Source organism: Halobacillus sp. 12SKB, assembly GCF_052941655.1.
Genome location: NZ_JBRFWR010000001.1, coordinates 3093118 through 3111483, shown reverse-complemented (window position 1 = coordinate 3111483; position 18366 = coordinate 3093118). Strand labels below are relative to the sequence as shown.

At 41.5% G+C, this 18366-nt stretch carries 18 protein-coding genes; 1 reads left to right on the top strand and 17 read right to left on the bottom strand.

The window, feature by feature from the left end; translation table 11 throughout:
* Positions 1-29: 29 nt before the first annotated feature.
* The gene (msrB, locus tag ACQ4XT_RS15550) at positions 30-620 is read right to left on the bottom strand and encodes a peptide-methionine (R)-S-oxide reductase MsrB (protein ID WP_446854469.1); all 591 of its coding nucleotides are present in this window, start codon (positions 618-620) and stop codon (positions 30-32) included.
* 155 nt (positions 621-775) lie between these two features.
* Here msrB and ACQ4XT_RS15545 point away from each other — a divergent pair, with 155 nt between their 5' ends.
* Complete coding sequence (locus tag ACQ4XT_RS15545; protein WP_446854468.1) at positions 776-1264, top strand: YusW family protein; 489 nt, start codon at positions 776-778, stop codon at positions 1262-1264.
* A 91-nt stretch (positions 1265-1355) separates the two neighbouring features.
* Here ACQ4XT_RS15545 and ACQ4XT_RS15540 read toward each other — a convergent pair whose 3' ends face one another.
* From ACQ4XT_RS15540 to ACQ4XT_RS15465, 16 genes are all read right to left on the bottom strand, one after another.
* Positions 1356-2228, bottom strand: coding sequence for a CvfB family protein (locus tag ACQ4XT_RS15540; protein WP_446854467.1), 873 nt, complete (start codon positions 2226-2228; stop codon positions 1356-1358).
* Between the two features lie 116 nt (positions 2229-2344).
* Positions 2345-2431 (bottom strand): YjcZ family sporulation protein, encoded by an 87-nt coding sequence (locus ACQ4XT_RS15535; protein ID WP_008640034.1) that lies wholly within the window; start codon positions 2429-2431, stop codon positions 2345-2347.
* Between the two features lie 237 nt (positions 2432-2668).
* A complete protein-coding gene (locus tag ACQ4XT_RS15530) occupies positions 2669-3661 on the bottom strand; it encodes an LLM class flavin-dependent oxidoreductase (protein ID WP_446854466.1) in 993 nt (330 codons plus the stop codon).
* A gap of 18 nt (positions 3662-3679) precedes the next feature.
* A complete protein-coding gene (locus tag ACQ4XT_RS15525; RefSeq protein ID WP_446854465.1) occupies positions 3680-4066 on the bottom strand; it encodes a helix-turn-helix transcriptional regulator in 387 nt (128 codons plus the stop codon).
* Positions 4067-4209: 143 nt separating this feature from the next.
* Entirely contained in the window at positions 4210-5205 is a 996-nt protein-coding gene (locus ACQ4XT_RS15520; protein WP_446854464.1) for a zinc-binding dehydrogenase, read from the bottom strand.
* A 124-nt stretch (positions 5206-5329) separates the two neighbouring features.
* Positions 5330-6136: a 3D domain-containing protein gene (locus ACQ4XT_RS15515; RefSeq protein WP_446854463.1), complete on the bottom strand. Its 807-nt coding sequence runs from the start codon at positions 6134-6136 to the stop codon at positions 5330-5332.
* A 329-nt stretch (positions 6137-6465) separates the two neighbouring features.
* On the bottom strand, positions 6466-8082 hold the full coding sequence (locus tag ACQ4XT_RS15510) for an ABC-F family ATP-binding cassette domain-containing protein (RefSeq protein ID WP_446854462.1): 1617 nt from the start codon (positions 8080-8082) through the stop codon (positions 6466-6468).
* Between the two features lie 81 nt (positions 8083-8163).
* Positions 8164-9504, bottom strand: a complete 1341-nt coding sequence (locus tag ACQ4XT_RS15505; RefSeq protein ID WP_446854461.1) for a DUF2252 domain-containing protein — start codon at positions 9502-9504, stop codon at positions 8164-8166.
* A 60-nt stretch (positions 9505-9564) separates the two neighbouring features.
* Entirely contained in the window at positions 9565-9777 is a 213-nt protein-coding gene (locus ACQ4XT_RS15500; RefSeq protein WP_226589652.1) for a cold-shock protein, read from the bottom strand.
* A 76-nt stretch (positions 9778-9853) separates the two neighbouring features.
* Positions 9854-10054, bottom strand: a complete 201-nt coding sequence (locus ACQ4XT_RS15495) for a cold-shock protein (protein ID WP_027954344.1) — start codon at positions 10052-10054, stop codon at positions 9854-9856.
* Between the two features lie 251 nt (positions 10055-10305).
* The gene (locus tag ACQ4XT_RS15490) at positions 10306-10803 is read right to left on the bottom strand and encodes a superoxide dismutase family protein (RefSeq protein ID WP_446854460.1); all 498 of its coding nucleotides are present in this window, start codon (positions 10801-10803) and stop codon (positions 10306-10308) included.
* Between the two features lie 155 nt (positions 10804-10958).
* Positions 10959-14546 (bottom strand): dynamin family protein, encoded by a 3588-nt coding sequence (locus tag ACQ4XT_RS15485; protein WP_446854459.1) that lies wholly within the window; start codon positions 14544-14546, stop codon positions 10959-10961.
* Positions 14547-14621: 75 nt separating this feature from the next.
* The gene (locus ACQ4XT_RS15480; protein WP_446854458.1) at positions 14622-15671 is read right to left on the bottom strand and encodes a C45 family autoproteolytic acyltransferase/hydrolase; all 1050 of its coding nucleotides are present in this window, start codon (positions 15669-15671) and stop codon (positions 14622-14624) included.
* Positions 15668-16492 carry an alpha/beta hydrolase gene (locus tag ACQ4XT_RS15475; RefSeq protein WP_446854457.1) on the bottom strand — a complete coding sequence of 275 codons (825 nt, stop codon included), beginning with the start codon at positions 16490-16492 and terminating at the stop codon, positions 15668-15670. Before ACQ4XT_RS15475 ends, ACQ4XT_RS15480 begins: the two co-directional genes overlap by 4 nt.
* Positions 16489-17370 carry a gamma-glutamylcyclotransferase family protein gene (locus tag ACQ4XT_RS15470; protein WP_446854456.1) on the bottom strand — a complete coding sequence of 294 codons (882 nt, stop codon included), beginning with the start codon at positions 17368-17370 and terminating at the stop codon, positions 16489-16491. The genes ACQ4XT_RS15475 and ACQ4XT_RS15470 overlap by 4 nt, the downstream gene beginning before the upstream one ends.
* A 13-nt stretch (positions 17371-17383) precedes the next feature.
* Positions 17384-18349 (bottom strand): P1 family peptidase, encoded by a 966-nt coding sequence (locus ACQ4XT_RS15465; protein WP_446854455.1) that lies wholly within the window; start codon positions 18347-18349, stop codon positions 17384-17386.
* Positions 18350-18366 lie beyond the last annotated feature (17 nt).

Below are 18366 nucleotides of genomic sequence, written 5' to 3'. Positions count from 1 at the left end.
AATAAGAATAAAAAAGAAGAAAGGTGAACTCACCCTTCTTCTTTAAACAAATATAAAAACTCATCGTAACCACGGTTTTTCATCTCTTCCTTAGGAATAAACTCCATGGCCGCACTATTCATGCAGTATCTCAATCCCGTCGGTTCTGGTCCGTCTTCAAACACGTGTCCAAGATGATTGTCTCCATGCTTGCTTCTTACTTCCGTCCTCATCCCGAATATTCCTGGATCATCCTTCGTTGTGATGTTTTTCTCGGTGATTGGTTTTGTGAAGCTAGGCCAGCCTGTACCTGATTTATATTTATCTGTTGAGCTGAACAAAGGTTCTCCCGAAAGAATATCTACATAAATGCCCTCTTTCTTATTGTCCCAGTAGGCGTTATCAAAAGCTTTTTCTGTCCCGTCATGCTGAGTTACTTCATATTGGATATCCGTAAGCTTGCTTTTTAAGTCTTGCTCAGAATATTCAACAACTTCACCATTATATAACTCTACTCTCTTTCCACTTTCAGAGTCGCTGGTTATGGTTGTAGAAGCTCCAGAGTTTTTATTGAAAAAGAAAAGGACTCCGACACTCAATAGTAAAAGAATGCTGATGGCTACTGCTGTCATCTTTTTCATTCCTTCTCCTCCCTAGGTTATGAGTATTTGTATCTTCATCTTACCATGAGTCTTGTCTTTCAAAAAATTACAACGCTCATCTTAACTAAATCAAGTTATGAAAACAGTAATTTTCGTCCATCCTAAGAAAAAAGATATGAATGGAGGGACCATGAATGAAAATTTTAACCTCAGTACTGGCAATTGCCCTGGTCATCATTAGTGGATGTGCGGCTGGTAACAATGGAGAAGAAATGATGGATTATGAGCAGCAGCCATTATCCACTGCTCCCCCCACCGATTCACTCAATGATATGAACTATGAAACGAATGAGAAGGTGGATAAAGCAAGGAAAGCACTTCCTTTTCAAAAATTTGAACTGGAAATTGATTATGTTGATACACTTTCCTATGAAATTCAATACGTGTCGGATGAATCACAAACACGTGCTGTAATTCATGAAATCGGAGAAGAAAAGATTTCAGGAGAAAAGGCTCTGGATCAACTGACACCTCATTTTATGGAGCTCAGTTTCGATGAAGATTCCCCGGAACAGGAAGTAATCGACGATGTTTTACAAGTTTTTGGACTGGATGAGACATATAAGGAATTTACACTGAGAGTTGTTTATAGCAATGGTTTAGAGGCAGAATACGAAGATTAAAGGATATATGAAAGAAAAAACAAGCATCTATGTAAAATGACTTAGATGCTTGTTTTATTTTTTTATTTAGTTTCGGAGTTGCTACTAAGTTTTAAGTGCGATCATGGTTGATCACAGTTTTTCCATTCTCTTGAATGATTTTCCTTTCTTTCATTAATTGGCCGAGGGCTCGTTTAAATGCTGATTTACTGATTTTAAAGGTTTTTCGGATGTCTTCCGGATCACTCTTATCATGAAGGAACATGACCCCGTCATTTTCTTGTAAGTATTCATAAATGATCTCTGCATCTTCCTTCATTCCCTCTTGTTTTAAAGGACGAAGAGATAAATTGATTGTTCCATCGTCTTTCACATCAATGATCCTGGCCGTAATCGTTTCTCCAAGCCTTGGTTCTTCTTTTCTTTCACTTGGATGGATGAAGCCCCTGTATCCTTCGCCGGTCAATACAGTAGAGCCTGCTTTCGTTGCGCGGTACACGCGAGCAGTCACTTCTTGTCCAAGCAATTCTTTCGGTGCAGGTTCCAAATCATCCATGACTTCTTGTTCAGAGATGGGTTCGGCTAGAAGGCGGCCTTTTTTATCAAGTTCCAGACTGACAAACAAATGGTCTCCTTCTTTGGGCCAAACGGATTTAAGGAGAGGAAGATGATCGGAGGAAACAAGGATATCTTTGTTTGTTAAACCAATATCCACAAATACTCCCATATTCGGAACGACTTCCACGACTTCCGACCATCCATAGGTATCTTTTGTAACTTCCGGAATTTCCATGGTAGCAGAAGCTTGTCCTTTCTTGTTTTCATAAATGAACATGTCTCTGCTTTCATTCAATTCAATCTCTTCCGTGACATTTTCGTCGGGCAGTACCACTTCTTCGTTTTGGATATGAACAATGAAACCTTCTGTGATTTTCTTTTTAATTATCCCTTGTTGAATAGTTCCCAATATATTGACATCTTTCATGTAATTTCATCCTTTTTCGTGACGTAATGGTACTTATTATAGCTTACATTGATCCATTTTAAAACGATGATTTTATGGAATAGAAAAAGCGTGGCATCTGCCACGCTCTGTAGTGATTAATACCACCAAGAAGCTCCTACAATAATTAGGAGAATAAACAAAACAACGATTAGCGCAAAGCCTCCACCATATCCTTTACTCATTCCAATTCCCCCCTTTACTTCTTTATATGATGCTGGGTAAGAATCGGTATGGGTGAAAGGCGGAGCTCCCTGGTGATTAGGCGGATCTACACTTATTGTAAAAAAGTCTCCCGTACGAATTTATGAAAAGATCGGTGCCATTGCTATGTACAGCAAGACGAAACTTAACCCGCAGCTCCCTAGGATCACAATAACATTTCTAAATTTAGTCTCAGACAAACATTTCAGGAGGTTTGATTAATTTGTGAATAGACGAGCAATTCTACTGTAGGATTTTTTCTTCTCTTCAAAATCGAATAGATTGGTAATCACCAAAAACTCATCTGTCCCGTAATATTCAGATAGTTCCATCAATCTAGCTTTCACTTGATCCGGATTTCCAATGATGCAGCGTCTGCGATTCTTTTTTATTTTTTCTATTTCTTCTTTTGTATAAGGGTAACTTTCAGCCACTTCTATTGAGGGCACACGAGTGTCTATTCCTTTTTCCACACGAAGCAACCAAAGGTCCTGACTTTTAGCCAGCTTCTCTGCTTCTTCCTCTGTCTCCCCGCAAATGACGAATATGCATACATTCACCTTTGATTTTTCCATATCCGTGCTCTTGAATCGCTCCCTGTAAGTTTCAATAGGTATTTTTCCATGATCAGGATTAATGAAATGACCAAAAGTGAACCCTGTTCCGTTCACTGCTGCATGTTTGGCTCCGCGCTCGGTCAAACCGAGGACCCAGAGTTCAGGTTGATGAGGTGTTTCCGGGCGTGCTTTTACACCATAAAACCGATCACCTTTAGGAATGGAATTTTGTAGAAACTGTTTCAGCTCCTTTACTTGTCTAGAAAAAGAACTGAGGGGCTTTTCGATTCCATCTGTAAGGGCAAGTCTTGTCTTTGGCCCACCTCCTGGGGAACGCCCCACTCCAAGATCCATGCGCCCAGGAAACATAGCCTCAAGCATACGAAAATTCTCTGCTACCTTCAATGGACTGTATTGTGGAAGTAAGACCCCGCCAGAACCGACACGAATGGATGTGGTGGCTTGTGCGATCTTAGATATAAGAATTTCAGGAGACGTATTCGCAAGACCATTTGTATTGTGATGTTCTGCGACCCAGTATCTATGATAGCCTAATTTCTCTGTGTATTTCGCTAATTCTACTGATTTCTGTAATGCATCTTGAGCAGACTCCCCCTCAGATATGGGGCTTTGATCCAGAACACTTAATTTCACTGCAAGCTCACCTTTCCTTTATTTATAAACATCATCCATGATTTGTTTCAGTATTTGCATTTGCTCTTCAAATAACAGCTTATAACGCTTTTTTAACACATCGAATTCTTCTTTTCCTTCATCCGTCAGGTAATACCAGTACACTTTTTGTCTCTTTTTATCATGTGATTTGTAATCATCTTTACGGTATAATAATCCTTGCTCTGTCATTTCATGCAGGGTATCAAGTAGTGTGGAAGGTGCTGGGATCCAGTTTTTCGTAAGCTTTTTAAACTCTGCTTTGAAGTGTTCACTAATCATCGGCTGATGCACTTGTAACAGGTGCATGATATAAAACTTCGTAAATTGCGCGGCACTCATGTTTAAAGCAAAACGTTTCGGATTATTTTTATGTGACAAATTCATCCACCCCTTGTCATAAAATGGTCTTTCTATCATTTTACAACAAAAGATGGATGAATTGTCTAATTATACGCACATTCGTTCGCTTGATGTGTGTTTTTTTACTTGATTAATTCGGAGTTACTACTAAGTTTGAAGAAAGAACATTATGCCATCGTAAATGCAATTTTTCCGAAGTTTTTGGAGTCTCGAATGTATTCAAATGCTTCCTTATATTGATCCATCGAAAAAACTTTGTCTAGTTGAGGCTTAATGTTGTGCTTACTAATAAAGTCCAGCATCTCACGCAATTCCTCTGCGCTCCCCATCGTTGACCCAAGCAGGTTGTACTGCCCATAAAAGAACTGCCGGATATTGATTGTCACTTCATCATCTGTGGTAGAACCGAAAGTAACAATTGTTCCTCCTTTTCGGACAATGTCTAATGATTTATTGAATGTAGCGTTCCCGATACTTTCTATTAACAAATCCACTTGTTCAGAAGCTAAAGCTTCATGCCAATTTTCTTCTGTTGAAATGGCTACGTCCGCCCCGAGATTCATCGCTTCCTTTTGCTTACTTTCTGAACGGGAGGTTACGATGACTCTTGCGCCAACGGCTTTTGCAAACTTCAGGCAAAAGGTAAGAACACCACTTCCAATCCCTGGAAGCATAACTGTTTGACCCGCTTCAAGATTCCCTCTTGTAAACAAAGCGCGATAGGCGGTTAGTGCAGCTAATGGGAGTACGCCTGCTTCTTCAAAGGACAAATGATCAGGTTTTCGTTCAAGATGGTCCTCCGTACACGTGTAATATTCCGCAAAAGTACCATGATCAGGAAGGCCGACGATTTCGAACCCTTTTGGAGGAGCTGGGCTATTTTTATGCCAGCCGAGGCCAGGATTAACGATGACCTCGTCACCTGGTTGAAATTTGGTGACACTTCTCCCAACTGTTTCTACAATTCCAGAAGCATCTGATCCAGGAATCAATGCAGGGTCATCCGCTTTGTGACGCTTTGTAACCACAGCCAAATCTCTCCGGTTCATTCCTGCCGTATGTACTTTAACCCTCACTTCGTTGTCACTCATTTGCTGTTTCGGTAATTCTTTAACTTTCAATCCCTCTAGTCCGTCTTTTCCTTCGTGTACAATCGCTCTCATCCATACCTTCTCCCTTCTTAATACAATTGTCTTTAGTCTATCAATAAGTGGTTGAAACTCAAAATAAACCGCATAAAAAAACTCCTTTCTGCATTTACAGAAAGGAGTTTTATATCTTATCAAATTAGTCAGCCAGTACTTGAACTTTAACGGTTTGTCTACCAAAGGCAAGAGCATCCTCACGGGAAGGCATGAAAATATCGATACGGTTGCCGTTAATGGCACCGCCGGTATCTCCAGCAATTGCTGTTCCGTACCCTTCGACATAAACTTTAGAACCAAGTGGGATAACGTCCGGATCTACGGCAATCACTTTTTGGTCAGGGTTTGCACGCAGGTCAATTCCAGTTGCAGTTACACCGCTGCATCCTGTGCAGTAAGCCGTATAGGCAGTAGCTTCAGCCGTAAACTCTTTAACCACATCGTTACTTGTGTCTTGACTTGTGCTGGTTTGAGTTGCTGTTGATGTGCTGTTGCTGGAACTATTACTAGAGCTGCTATTGGAACTTGGAGCAGATGTTTGTACAGCCTGTCCATCAACTTTAAACTGTTCGCCAGGATAAATGAGGGTGGAAGTCAGGTTGTTCCACGCCATCAGCTGATCAACTGAAATATTAAATTTTTGAGAAATGGCGTACAACGTGTCTCCAGACTTCACTGTATAAGTGGATGTGTTGGAAGACGTAGTAGATGAAGGTGTGCTGGATTTAGACTCGTTTGCTACTTTTAACGTTTGATTTGGATAGATGATGTTTGAATTTAAACCATTCCATGTTTTTAGGTCTTGGACGCTGACATCATATTTTTGAGAGATTCCCCAAAGAGTATCCCCTTGATTGATTTTATATTCCGTTTCGTGGGCACTTACCGTAGTGGCGAATGCTCCCGTTAATGCGACAGTTGCTACAACAGAAAATACAGTTTTTTTCATGAAATTCTGCCTCCTCTTGATTGGTCGATCCCTATGTATTTAGGTGATCCATTCACAATTACAAGATTAACAGAATCTCAGAATAAATTAAGAACAAACAAGCAACAGTTTGTTTGCAAACATAACATCCATATTTCACAACCATTACAAAAGGAGCATTCGACCCATGAATCAGCCAGAAACACCCTAATTTTTCACAGTTTCGACATTATGCAACAAGGCGAACTGCTGCCTAATCATAGTTTTTTTTACACGAATATGATAGAAAAAAACATTTTCTAGCGAAAAAAAGCACAAATCCACGTAGGATTTGTGCTTTTAAAACATCCTTATTTAGCTGCTACTTGCTTTTGAACTTCTGGGTCGTTCAAGAATTCATCATACGTCATTTCTTTATTGACAATCTTACCATTAGGCGTAATTTCAATAATACGATTAGCAATGGTCTGAATGAACTCATGGTCGTGGGAGGCAAAAATGACAGAACCTTTGAAATTGATCAATCCCTTGTTTAAGGAAGTAATGGATTCTAGATCAAGGTGGTTCGTCGGTTCATCTAAAAGAAGAACGTTTGCTTGAGAAAGCATCATTTTAGAAAGCATGCAACGCACTTTCTCTCCACCTGAAAGGACATTCGCTTTTTTAAGCGCTTCTTCCCCTGAGAACAGCATACGTCCAAGGAAGCTGCGTAGGAATGTTTCTGTTTCATCCTCTGGTGAATACTGACGAAGCCACTCAACAAGATTCAAATTCGAACCTTCGAAGAATTCCGAGTTATCTTTAGGGAAGTAACTTTGAGAAGTCGTTACACCCCATTTATAGGTTCCTTCATCCGGCTCAACCTCACCCATAAGGATTTGGAAAAGAGTCGTTTTGGCAACTTCGTTTGATCCCACAAGGGCCACTTTGTCGTCTTTATTAAGGGTAAAGCTGACATTATCCAATACTTTCTCACCATCCACCGTTTTCGAAAGGTTTTCAACTGTCAGCAAGTCATTTCCAATTTCACGTTCCGCATTGAATGCGATGTAAGGATATTTTCTGGAAGAAGGTTGAATATCATCCAGTGTGATTTTATCCAGTAGTTTTTTACGTGAAGTCGCTTGTTTGGATTTGGAAGCATTGGCACTGAAACGTGCAATGAACTCTTTCAAGTCCTTAATCTTCTCTTCTTTTTTCTTATTCTGTTCGGAAGCCATTTTCTGAGCTAATTGACTGGACTCATACCAGAAGTCATAGTTTCCGACATAAACCTGGATTTTTCCAAAGTCAAGGTCTGCGATATGTGTACAGACATTATTCAGGAAGTGACGGTCGTGGGAAACGACAATGACTGTATTCTCGAAATCGATTAAAAAGTCTTCCAGCCATTGAATCGCTTTAATGTCCAAGTGGTTGGTCGGCTCATCGAGCAGAAGAACATCCGGATTACCGAATAGCGCTTGTGCAAGGAGAATCTTCACTTTCTCTGATCCTTGCAGTTCACTCATTTTCTTATCATGAAGATCTTCACCAATGCCTAAGCCTTTCAATAGACGGGCCGCATCAGAATCCGCTTCCCAACCATTCATTTCAGCAAATTCTCCTTCAAGTTCCGCTGCGCGCATACCGTCTTCTTCAGAAAAGTCGCCTTTCATGTAGATGGCATCTTTTTCTTTCATCACTTCATATAGACGTGTATGACCCATAATGACAGTCTCAAGAACTTGATAATCGTCATATTCGAAATGGTTCTGTTTCAAAACGGCCAACCGTTGATCTTTTTTCAAACTGACATCACCGGTTTGTGCCTCAATCTCACCACTCAAAATCTTTAAGAATGTAGACTTCCCTGCACCGTTCGCACCAATCAGACCATAGCAATTGCCAGGGGTGAATTTTATATTTACGTCTTCAAACAACTTTTGATCGCCGAATCGAAGACTTACATTGTTTACTGTTAACATGTGATAATCCTCCAGTACTCTCGTTTCTATAACATAGAAATTATATCATTCTTAAGCGTTGTATGATAGCCGCCTGAGATATTAAAAATATTCACGCTCTGTTCCCCACTCCATAAACAATTTATAATCTTCATACACTCTCTTCTCATAATGGCCGGCCCACAAACCAAGTTGCTGCCGGAACCTCTTTTTCTCCGTCCCGATCGCTTCCATAATACTGTCTTCACTATGATAGTCGAGCATTCCCTCCTCAATGTCCACATCCGCTCGTGCATGAATTTTCGCACTCACTTTTGCCATGGTCTTTACCGTCTGTTTGACAGACTTAAGATCACTTAGATGCTTCTCTTTAACATCCTTGGAAAAAGGGGATCGTTCCCGCACGTAAAATTCTTTCCCTTCCATAGCAAAATAGCCGAGAAATGGATCGGAGAGGTGGTGCATCGCCTGCTGAGTGTGAATGACTCTTCTTCCCTGATGTTTATGATCGTTCCAGAATTTTTCATCATAGGGAAAGAAATAAGCAGGGATAGGAGTTCGTGCTTCTTTTGCTTCAAGGATGATATCATCCTCATGATCTTCGTGTGACGCGCCTTCAATAAGAATGTAATACCTCTTTAAACCGGTTGAGCCGATTCCCGCTCCAGTCTTTTTTACCACATCCTTGATGCGGTAATAGTCCTTCGCTTTCTTGTTCTTTTCTTCCAGGGATTGATAATACTCTTCCCATGCTCTTTCTAGTAATCGTTTTTCGTGCTTAGGAACGGAAGAGAGCTTGTCCTTCCCGATATCGAAAGAACGTATGGAATCGTGATTGATCATCGTCTGCTTTTCCAGTTCGTGTGACAAACTTCTTTTCTCCGCTTTTTTAATGGCCTTTTTGACAGGACCTTTTGTGGACTCTTTCGTAAATTGGACTTTCTCCGGACTCAATTCTCGATCATGATAGGCTTCTATTTGCTTCACGTACGTTTTCAAGTATCGATGAACCATCTCTTCCTTGGCTTCCTCATCATACGAAAGTGACTGCAACATCAAACGTATACTAACGACCATACGTAGGACGTCGTATAGATAAGAACCTAGATACCCTTCATCGAAGTCGTCCACATCGAAGACAATCTCTTTTTTTTCGTTTTGAAAGACACTGAAATTGTTGAAGTGCAAATCTCCCATGAGCCATGTCGGTTTGTCCACGGGTGTATGAAAGGTAAAGGGAAGCTCTGTGGTATCATGAAAGAACAAGTAGGCACTTCCTCTAAAAAAGCTGTAAGGATCAGCTTTCATTTTGTTATACTTCTTCTTTCGCTCTTTCTCAGACAGGGCCATTAAATCCCCATCAAATTTATCTAAAACCGTAGCGAGCGAATTCTTTCTTAATAATTGTTTTGTTTCACGCATCTGTTTAACTTTTTGGTCCATGGTCTCCCCTCCCTGGAATATAAGAAAAAGCGATTGCCTGAGAAGCAACCGCTTTTTTCTTTAAGATTCTGATTTATAGTATAAACTATTGTTTTCGACAACTTGAAGCACCTTGTTTTCTTCTTCCATATCACTTCCGCACATGGGACACTTCTTGTTATCATTGGTTCTGAAGTTATCTCTCATCCAGCAGTTGCAGTCTTCGGATGTACAAACCCATATCTTCGTATCTTCTTCTTTAATCTCAGCCTGATTTTTCTTTCCGAAAGCCATCGGCGTAGCCCCCCCTTTAGAATGTCATGATATAAAAGAGACTGACCTTCAAAAGCCAGTCTCTTTCTATTTTTTATTATAGTTTCGTGACGTTTGCAGCTTGTGGTCCGCGATTGCCTTCTGTCACTTCAAACTCTACAGCTTGACCTTCCTCTAGAGACTTGAAGCCTTCTTCGTTGATCGCGCTGAAGTGTACAAATACATCATCTTCACCTTCAACCTCGATAAAACCAAAACCTTTTTCCGCGTTAAACCACTTCACTGTACCTGTTTTCATAGGGATGGATCCTCCAATGTTTCAAAAATTAATATGCGTTTTGCAATAAAGAAAAAATCACATATTATAAAAAGTACCAATAAGGATTGATCACTCTTTATAATAGGTGATTGGAAGTGCGAACTTCAGAATATTGGTAAATTTTATCCTTTTATACACTATACTATGACTCACCGGTGAAGTCAAGCAGAGCGTGCTATTAACGTTACACGATTAGTATATACGGGGAGAAGGTGAATTATTCCATTCCGTCAAGATCTTTCTATGATCGCACAAGCGATTCTTTTCCCTGCATTTCCGCTGGGCTGGGACTGATAGTCATCAGGTCCTTCATGGATGATTACAGATTTGCCAATGATGTCACTCACCTTGAAACGATCCGTAAAAAATATCATCCGTGCTCTTCCTTGGTTGGAAAACAACACGGGGAAGTCTCCCGCATGATTCCCGTGCGGCTGCTCATCTGGATTCCAGTGTCCACCAGCAGATGCGAAAGGGTCCTTTCCGTCCCCGATTTCACACACCCCTTTTTCATGGATGTGAAACCCATGAGGTCCAATCTGCTTTCCGTTTTTTGGCTTTTTGAAATCAGGCAGGCCTTCTACCTGCACAAAAACCTCGACACCGTATGGCATTTGATAAAATTGAATGGTCCCTTTCAAGTTGGGAGCAAGTGGACTACTCAAAAATTTCGCTTGCGCTGTTTCAGACGCATACGTTTGTCTATAAGGACCGTTTTGGATATACACTGAATAACACCCACCTTTCTGTCTATGCTTATGACTCCCGTTGTCCTCTTAGACCAGAGCTTTTTCAGCAAAACAAATCCCCCTTTCCGAGGAGGAGGAAGAAATCCTTAGAAAAGGGGAAGCTGATGTATTACCTTATGTGTAGCTTTAGTGAATTAGAACTTAGGAATTTGAGATAGAATCTTTTCCAGGTCTTTCATGTTTTCTGGTCGTTCAAGGTGAGATCGAAGTTGAGTAAAATGGTCGGACACATCTTCTTTCCAAATGTTCATACATTCCTCATACCTTCTCTGCCACAACTCTGTATAATGGTCAATAACCAGAGATTCAAGTGTATCCAATTGCGTTTTCAGTTCTGGAGAAAGGAGAGCTGCCATGGATTCCCTCATCTCTTCTTTCTCATTGCGTTCAAAGAAAGCTTTCGGGTTTCTAAATAATTTTCGCAAGCCGGCTTTTTCTTTTTCACCAATGTCCACACTTCCACTTAAGACCGGAAGAGGAAATGTTCCTTCTTCGATCATTGACAATTGAAGGCTGGGGCGGATGTTATAAAGATCACTTTCGATCCTCTCTTTGGACTGATTCACTAACTGGTCCATGAACCGCTCCATCCGCACACAAACCGCTTTCACTTCCTGAAGCATTTCAAAACTCAATTCCTCCAGAAGCTGCTTTTGAGAAACCTTCAATGCTTCTTTTGTATCTCCCTGGTTTTGGATGGTCGCTGGATTGAAGTGCCGCTTGAACAGATCATTAAAGTTGAGCATCATTCGTTCATGTACATAATGAATCTGTTTATCCGCTTTGTTATGAATAGCGTCTTCCGCCCCCTGATCGAAATTCTTCTCAAGAGTCTCGCGTATAAGATGGTGTTCTTCTTTCGTCTTTTCAATTTCTTCACGGCGCTCTTGTTCGTTGAGCTGACTTGCAGCAATGAAGTTCTCAAGGACTTGTCTTATGTTCTTAATATCCTTATCCATCCCATGAATCATCATCTGTGCGAGGTCTTCGTGAAGGAACGAGTGGAAGCTTTCCTCAAAAGCATGTAAGCCTGAATTCAAATCTTTTCCTTCCATCTTCTCATCGAGTGCTTGTAAACTCGAAATAGAGAAAAGTTTCGGGTGACGAATTTGGAATTCGTTCAACTGCCCTCTCACATAACTTTCCACCTGCTTTCGTTCCTCATCGGATGATGCCAAATCGGCAGCATTGATGAGGAAGAACATTTTATCAAGGCTGAAGCTATCCTTTACACGGCCTAGCTGTTTAAGGAATGTTTGATCAGCATGTGAAAATGGGTGGTTATAATAGGTGACAAATAAAACGGCATCCGCATCCTTGATATATTCAAAACTCACATCTGTATGACGCGCGTTGACAGAATCCGCTCCCGGGGTATCCACGAGAGTGACTCCCGCTTCCGTCCACGGGCAGTCATAGAAAAGTTCCATAGACTCGATGAAGCAGGATTTTTCTTCCTTAGAAACATATGATGAAAAATCATCCCATGACACATCGATGCATTTTCCCAGGTTCTGTTTCATAGTTGGATAACCGTCTATGAAAGCACGTAAAAAGGAGTGTTTCTTATGATCAAGTGGCTGCCAATCTTTTTCTTTCATATGGCTAGCTTTCGTGTGAACATCCTCCAGGGTATGAGCGCTGAGGTCAAGGACCTCAAGGATAGGAGATAAATCTTCCAGCATTTCTGCTTCTGTCTTCACATAAGCGTCAATCGAGCGGTCCGGTTTTCCAGCATGAGATGGAGAAATTTTATTGATCGTCGCTGTGGTCGGGTTCGGAGAAACAGGCAGTACCAGGTCTCCAAGCAGAGCATTAGCAAAACTTGATTTACCTGCACTGAATGCTCCGAATAGAGCGATCGTATAATGTCTATTATCCAGACGGTTTCGTTTTTTCTCTAATTGAGCATAGAGCCGCTTCGTACCTTCAAGTGAATGGATATTCTCCAATGTTTCGTCTGCCCGGAGGAGCGCCTGATCAATGGAAGAACCACTCTTTTTAGAAGGCGCTGGATGAGGGTCGAGGTCTTCCTCTTCACGGACCGGTGTTTCAGCAGGAATTTCATCAGCACTTCTATAGATCATCTTTTCTTGTCGTTTTTTCCATGCCTTACTAACCCTTGATGCCTCTTTTTCTGAGGTCTCTTTCTCTAAGTATTCTTCTAGGTTATGACGATAGTCTTTAATTTCTTCATTCAAAACCTCTAGTTGTTTTTCTATTACCTGTTTCTTTTTAGCCGCTTCAAAAACTTCTTTATGCTGGTCGATCATTTCTTGTTGATTGGCAGCGACCGCTTCGAGGAATAAATACTTCCATTCTTGTATGAAACGACGCGCTTCCTTTTGGATATCTTTTGATACATCATCCGTGTATCGTAATACATAAGAACCTGTGACAGACGCCCCTCGTTCGACGAGAGCATATAACCGTTCCTCAGGATAATGGAAGGTCTCTTTTTGCACATGTTCTAGCAGCCTTTGGTCGCTGATCGAATAGCTTTCCATCAGCTGAAGCATTCGTTCCCGCAGCGGCCAGTACAGGTTTTTCTCTACTGACTCTGTGAGCTTCTTGTGAAAAGCCTGTTTCCTTGCTGAGCGTTCTTCATCTGTTTTCTTTTGCGTGAAAAGAATTCCCACTTTAAAGTTCGGTTGTACTGACTGTAAGTAAGCCTCCGCATATTCACGAAGAGCGCTTGGCATGAGGTAAGCATTCGAAATGAATTGGCTGACCCTCTCCTGAAAGTGTGCTTCTGCTTTTTCATAGAGAGCCTGCTGGTTTTCGAGGTCTTTAACATGGAAGGGGCTTTGGTCGATCTTTCCCTCCCACTTTTCCATGTCTTCTCGAAGCTGCGCCATCTCGCCTTCGATCAGTTCCGAATAATTCATCACTGCTTCTTCGGCAATCCATTTCACTTGCGTTTCCGCTTGTCTTTCCAGTTGAGAGGTGGAAAAGTGAGAGCGGAAGTCTCCCTTTAACTTTTGAAATTCATTGAAAGGAAGGGAATAATCTCTCAAGGATATGAAGTAGATTTCTTCAGGGGTTATGCCCCATTTTTCGAAGGCGTTTCTTACCGTTTTTTGATAAGTTTCAAAAGAAAGCTCTTTTTTTACATGTTTATCCACCTGGTTGACCACCACTGAAAAAGGTGTTTTTCGACGCTGCATTTCCAATAGAAACATAAGGTTCACTTCAGACTGTACATGGTTATAATCCATCACATAATACATGTAATCCATCAAATGCAGAGATGATTCAGTAATCAATCGGTCCGCGTCATTCGTGGAATCTACTCCTGGTGTATCGACGATCGACACATGAGGAGGCACAGACTGTCCTGGTTGTGAGATCTCAAGTCCTGTAATTTTTTCACCATCTTTACAGAGCGCTTTTATCGTTTCCAGATCAATATCCGCATCATATCGGACGACCGTTCCATCCTGGAAATGGACAAGGGTATAGGGGGCGCCTGTCTTCAACCGAACGATATTCGCACTCGTAGGTATGGGACTTGAGGGGAGAAGGTCATTCTCTAATAGCGTATTGATCAATGTGGATTTTCCTGCTGAGAAGTGACCCGCAAAGCCGATGATCATTTCTTCTTGAATTAACTTTCCATATAAATCCAATACTTTCTCTTTTTGTTCTTCATTTCCTTGATCTTTTAAAAAAGCGTATAAATTCTGAATTTTACCGATGCTTAGTTCTGTCAAATGGCTCATGTCTCGTCTCCTTTGCCGTACAATGTCCTCCCTCATTTTACTCTTAAGAGCTGTGTTTCCTCAAGGGTGAGATATTTAAAACGAAGGGTCATCCATATAGGGAATCGTTTGATTCGTATCCAATTCCCCATAAACCTTACTAGGAAGAGCTGTTCTTCCATTCAGCCAGTCACCGAATAAAATCACGGATGGTTCCGTATTTCCACCGAGCCCAAAATGAAGAGTTAAAGATCCTGGACTGTAGCAGGCTGTATGGATTGTGCCGGTCCATTGTTTATACCCATGAGAAAAGATCGGTCCGTAGGAGTCATTCAATAAATGAAAAGCCTCTAATTCATCATGAATATAAGCTTGACGACTTTTAAGGTCATCCAGTCTTTCCTGTGAATCTGAGAGATGCCTGCGGTTTTCCTTCTCAAGTTCTGTGAAGTGATTCGTACAAGCCATCCCTTCTTTCACGGTTACCCCGCGAGGAGAGCCCTCAATGACTTTTGATGTTCCTTCTTTATCAAATACTACATAGTTAAACGAATGTCTGTGAGGGAGTTTTTTCAACAGGAGAACCGCTTCCTTGGTCGTTTTACATGTTTCTAAGACCATTCTTGTTAGTAGACAACAAATAAACCCGTCTTCCGGGTGAATTCTGTTAACGAAATTATAACCAATACAAAGTCCATGTTCGTTCATTCCGTCTGTACGCCCGATGATCCGCTGGGAGGGGCCGATACTCGCATAACCATCTTCGGGTTGAAACAAAACCAATCGGCCCTCATACGTTTTAGGGTGGTAATCGTAATTTCTTGCAAAGTATCCGCTTCCAGTCAAAATAGAGCATCCTGAACCTTCCCAGTCCTGTTGAAACCCACTGTATTCATGAACGACTTCTTCCAACGACCATTGCAATCCTTCAGCCAGACCTCTGAGCTCGTCGAAGAGACCCTTTGAATAATGATCCATTTGTTCTTTTACCACTTGAACATCAACATCGTAACGAAGCCTCGATCGTTTCCTTCTTTGTTCGTGGTGTTTATATAAAAGCGTATGTTTCAAACGTTTTCCTTGTTCGTACCCGAAGTCATCATAACGACCGCGGAATGTAAGCAACTGGGAATAAAAAGGTTTCATTTCCCCGCCCATTCCTTATGCAGTTGAGAATGGTGAAGGATATGGTTGTGATCTGTTCCTTGAATGATGTTGACTTCAACATTCCAATGCTCATTCACATAACGCTTGAATTTATCATGTAATAGAACTTCATCCTCACTTCCCACATAAATGGACACTCTATCCTTGATATCATGTAGCAAATCCGGAGGGATTTTTTCAAGAAACCTTGAGGCAAGGAGTCGGAAGCTCAGCGTTAGTTTTTCAGATTTGTTGAATTCATCGGGGATTTCCGCAACAGTCCTGTTATTGAATCGATGGATATTCATCTTATACAAAGTCATGAGCAGCATGACTTTCTTGTCGAATACCGTATAATCCACATCGGTTCGATCAGTGGACTGCTCGGTCGCATCCTCATGGTAGACAGGCAAAGTAGGATGAAAGAATGGAGCGATAAACAAGTATTCACTGGCAGCACTCTTGTTTTTTTGAATCAACCTTAATAAATTGGCACAGCCCATGGAGTGTCCGGCCAGGGTCACTTTTTCATACCCTTTTTTTTCAATGAAATGGAGGAAATCAAAAAAATCATCATCATATTGCCCAATATAGTCAATGTCCCCTCTCTTTTGACTCTTGTCATAACCTCTTAACACAGGAAAATAAATATCAGCGTCACGGAGACATTCCTGAGCAAAAGCTTCATGGTGATGAAACTCGGCTGTAATCCCATGTACGATAATAATCGCTTCCTTAGAAGAGGTCCCCTTCTTAAGAAGCGCATATTGTAAACGCGTGAAATCCCTGGCTGTATAACTTGACCACATGACCTTTGTCATTCTCTCCACCCCTTTCTTTGCAAATACGTTCTAAATTCTGGCACTTTCCATTCTTCTATGAATTTATGTTCGATAGATTTCATGTAGTTATCAGAGAGGTATTTCGAACCTCCTCGATGAATTTCTTCGGCATAATGAAAAGGTGGAGCGATTTCAGCTTTCTTTTCAATAACCGTGAAAGATAGAGCCGGGAAGGTCATTCCATCGTCTCCTATCACATGCACAATCGTTGGTCTATAGACCTTCGTTTCCACCCCTTCCCTTTGATATAAATACTCCCGTGCCTCTCTTCCAACTTCATAAACAACTCCTTCCAGGTGAGATCCAGGGTGTTCGGTAATATCAGCTCGTGAACCATCCCTAAAATGAGTGGAAAAAGCAAGCCTGTAATCGTTAAGCATCCCTTTCCCTTTGATGGTAGTAAATAAATGGTCAACTCCATGCTCGCATAATCTGGAATTGTCCATACATGACCCATAAGCAAAATAATGGAGATGCTCCCGTTGAATATACCGATGGACTTTCCAATCGTGATTGTGGACCCCTTGACCTGCAGCTTCTCGCGGCCAATAATAGACAAACGCTTCTTTTACTCCCTGTGGTGTAGAAACTTCGCACATCTCGCGTACGAAATATGGATCATCTGAACCCTTAGAATAGCCTTCTAATTCATCTAACACGGCTAATAATGAACAGGGAATGTCGTACAATTCTCCATAGGTGATCTCATGGTCGTTTTTTACGAGAAGGGGATAATAAGAATGTCCCGTATATAACGTACCTTTCACAAAAGCTTGTTCTGAAAGACATGTCGCTTCTCTCATATAATGATGATTTTCCTGATTTTTGCAAAGAGAACCGTAAACAAAAACATTCATCTCACTCTTCCTCCTACTGTAGATCTTTAGCTGATAAAAAGTTTTTCGTTGTTTTAGCATGATTCACTGCATTTTGTACTGCTTTTTCAACCGCTCTCACAGCCATGACTCCTAAACTGTTGTAGTCACAGGAAATTTTCCCTGACCCTGCAAAAAAAATTGTGTCGCCATCAACAAATGTATGGGATGGACGAATAGTACGTGAAAGGCCGGCATGAGACATGGCCGCCAGCTTGTTTGCTGCCGGTTTATCTACCTTTGCATTTGTAACCACGGCACCAATGGTCGTATTCCCGTGAAACCGGTTGGTCGGCCCCTCTTTGATTTGATCCATCAACACTTCTTCACTATTTAAGAACCTACCCTCTTTCTGGATGCCGGCAATGATTTGGCCAGTCTCAGGATTGATTACATCACCAAAACAATTAACGGCAACGACCGCTCCCACTTTGACGTCACCGACTTGAATGCAACAATGCCCCAATCCGCCTTTCATACTAAAAGAAGGTCCTTTCCCTTTTCCAACTGTCGCCCCTGCACCTGCTCCATAATTCCCCTGTTTCAAATGAGAGTGGTTGAAAGCAGCTGCTGCAGCTTCATAACCCATTTTAGCATCCGGGCGCATGCCCTGGTCGTTTTCTCTTAAGTCAAACAAAATGGCACCAGGGACGACCGGGACTCGAGTTACCCCTACATCAAAACCGATCCCTTCCTCTTCCAAATATTTCATCACCCCTGAACCAACCTCAAGACCAAACGCGCTGCCTCCGGACAGAAATACGCCATGAACCTGTTGCACAAAATTTTCAGATTTCAAGGCATCGGTCTCCCTCGTACCCGGAGCCCCGCCCCGAACATCCACACCTGCCGTGGCTCCGTCTTTACTCAGAATAACTGTGCACCCTGTGTGATGATTTTCACTTTCTTTTTGACCAAAAAAGAATCCTTCAATTTCCGTGATATCGATCTCTTTCATCATACATCCACTCCTTTTCA

Bases quoted from the DNA above. Each gene is read 5' to 3' on its own strand.
- msrB (WP_446854469.1), bottom strand. From the start codon at position 620: ATGAAAAAGATGACAGCAGTAGCCATCAGCATTCTTTTACTATTGAGT.
- ACQ4XT_RS15545 (WP_446854468.1), top strand. From the start codon at position 776: ATGAAAATTTTAACCTCAGTACTGGCAATTGCCCTGGTCATCATTAGT.
- ACQ4XT_RS15540 (WP_446854467.1), bottom strand. From the start codon at position 2,228: ATGAAAGATGTCAATATATTGGGAACTATTCAACAAGGGATAATTAAA.
- ACQ4XT_RS15535 (WP_008640034.1), bottom strand. From the start codon at position 2,431: ATGAGTAAAGGATATGGTGGAGGCTTTGCGCTAATCGTTGTTTTGTTT.
- ACQ4XT_RS15525 (WP_446854465.1), bottom strand. From the start codon at position 4,066: ATGAATTTGTCACATAAAAATAATCCGAAACGTTTTGCTTTAAACATG.
- ACQ4XT_RS15520 (WP_446854464.1), bottom strand. From the start codon at position 5,205: ATGAGAGCGATTGTACACGAAGGAAAAGACGGACTAGAGGGATTGAAA.
- ACQ4XT_RS15515 (WP_446854463.1), bottom strand. From the start codon at position 6,136: ATGAAAAAAACTGTATTTTCTGTTGTAGCAACTGTCGCATTAACGGGA.
- ACQ4XT_RS15510 (WP_446854462.1), bottom strand. From the start codon at position 8,082: ATGTTAACAGTAAACAATGTAAGTCTTCGATTCGGCGATCAAAAGTTG.
- ACQ4XT_RS15505 (WP_446854461.1), bottom strand. From the start codon at position 9,504: ATGGACCAAAAAGTTAAACAGATGCGTGAAACAAAACAATTATTAAGA.
- ACQ4XT_RS15500 (WP_226589652.1), bottom strand. From the start codon at position 9,777: ATGGCTTTCGGAAAGAAAAATCAGGCTGAGATTAAAGAAGAAGATACG.
- ACQ4XT_RS15495 (WP_027954344.1), bottom strand. From the start codon at position 10,054: ATGAAAACAGGTACAGTGAAGTGGTTTAACGCGGAAAAAGGTTTTGGT.
- ACQ4XT_RS15485 (WP_446854459.1), bottom strand. From the start codon at position 14,546: ATGAGCCATTTGACAGAACTAAGCATCGGTAAAATTCAGAATTTATAC.
- ACQ4XT_RS15480 (WP_446854458.1), bottom strand. From the start codon at position 15,671: ATGAAACCTTTTTATTCCCAGTTGCTTACATTCCGCGGTCGTTATGAT.
- ACQ4XT_RS15475 (WP_446854457.1), bottom strand. From the start codon at position 16,492: ATGACAAAGGTCATGTGGTCAAGTTATACAGCCAGGGATTTCACGCGT.
- ACQ4XT_RS15470 (WP_446854456.1), bottom strand. From the start codon at position 17,370: ATGAATGTTTTTGTTTACGGTTCTCTTTGCAAAAATCAGGAAAATCAT.
- ACQ4XT_RS15465 (WP_446854455.1), bottom strand. From the start codon at position 18,349: ATGATGAAAGAGATCGATATCACGGAAATTGAAGGATTCTTTTTTGGT.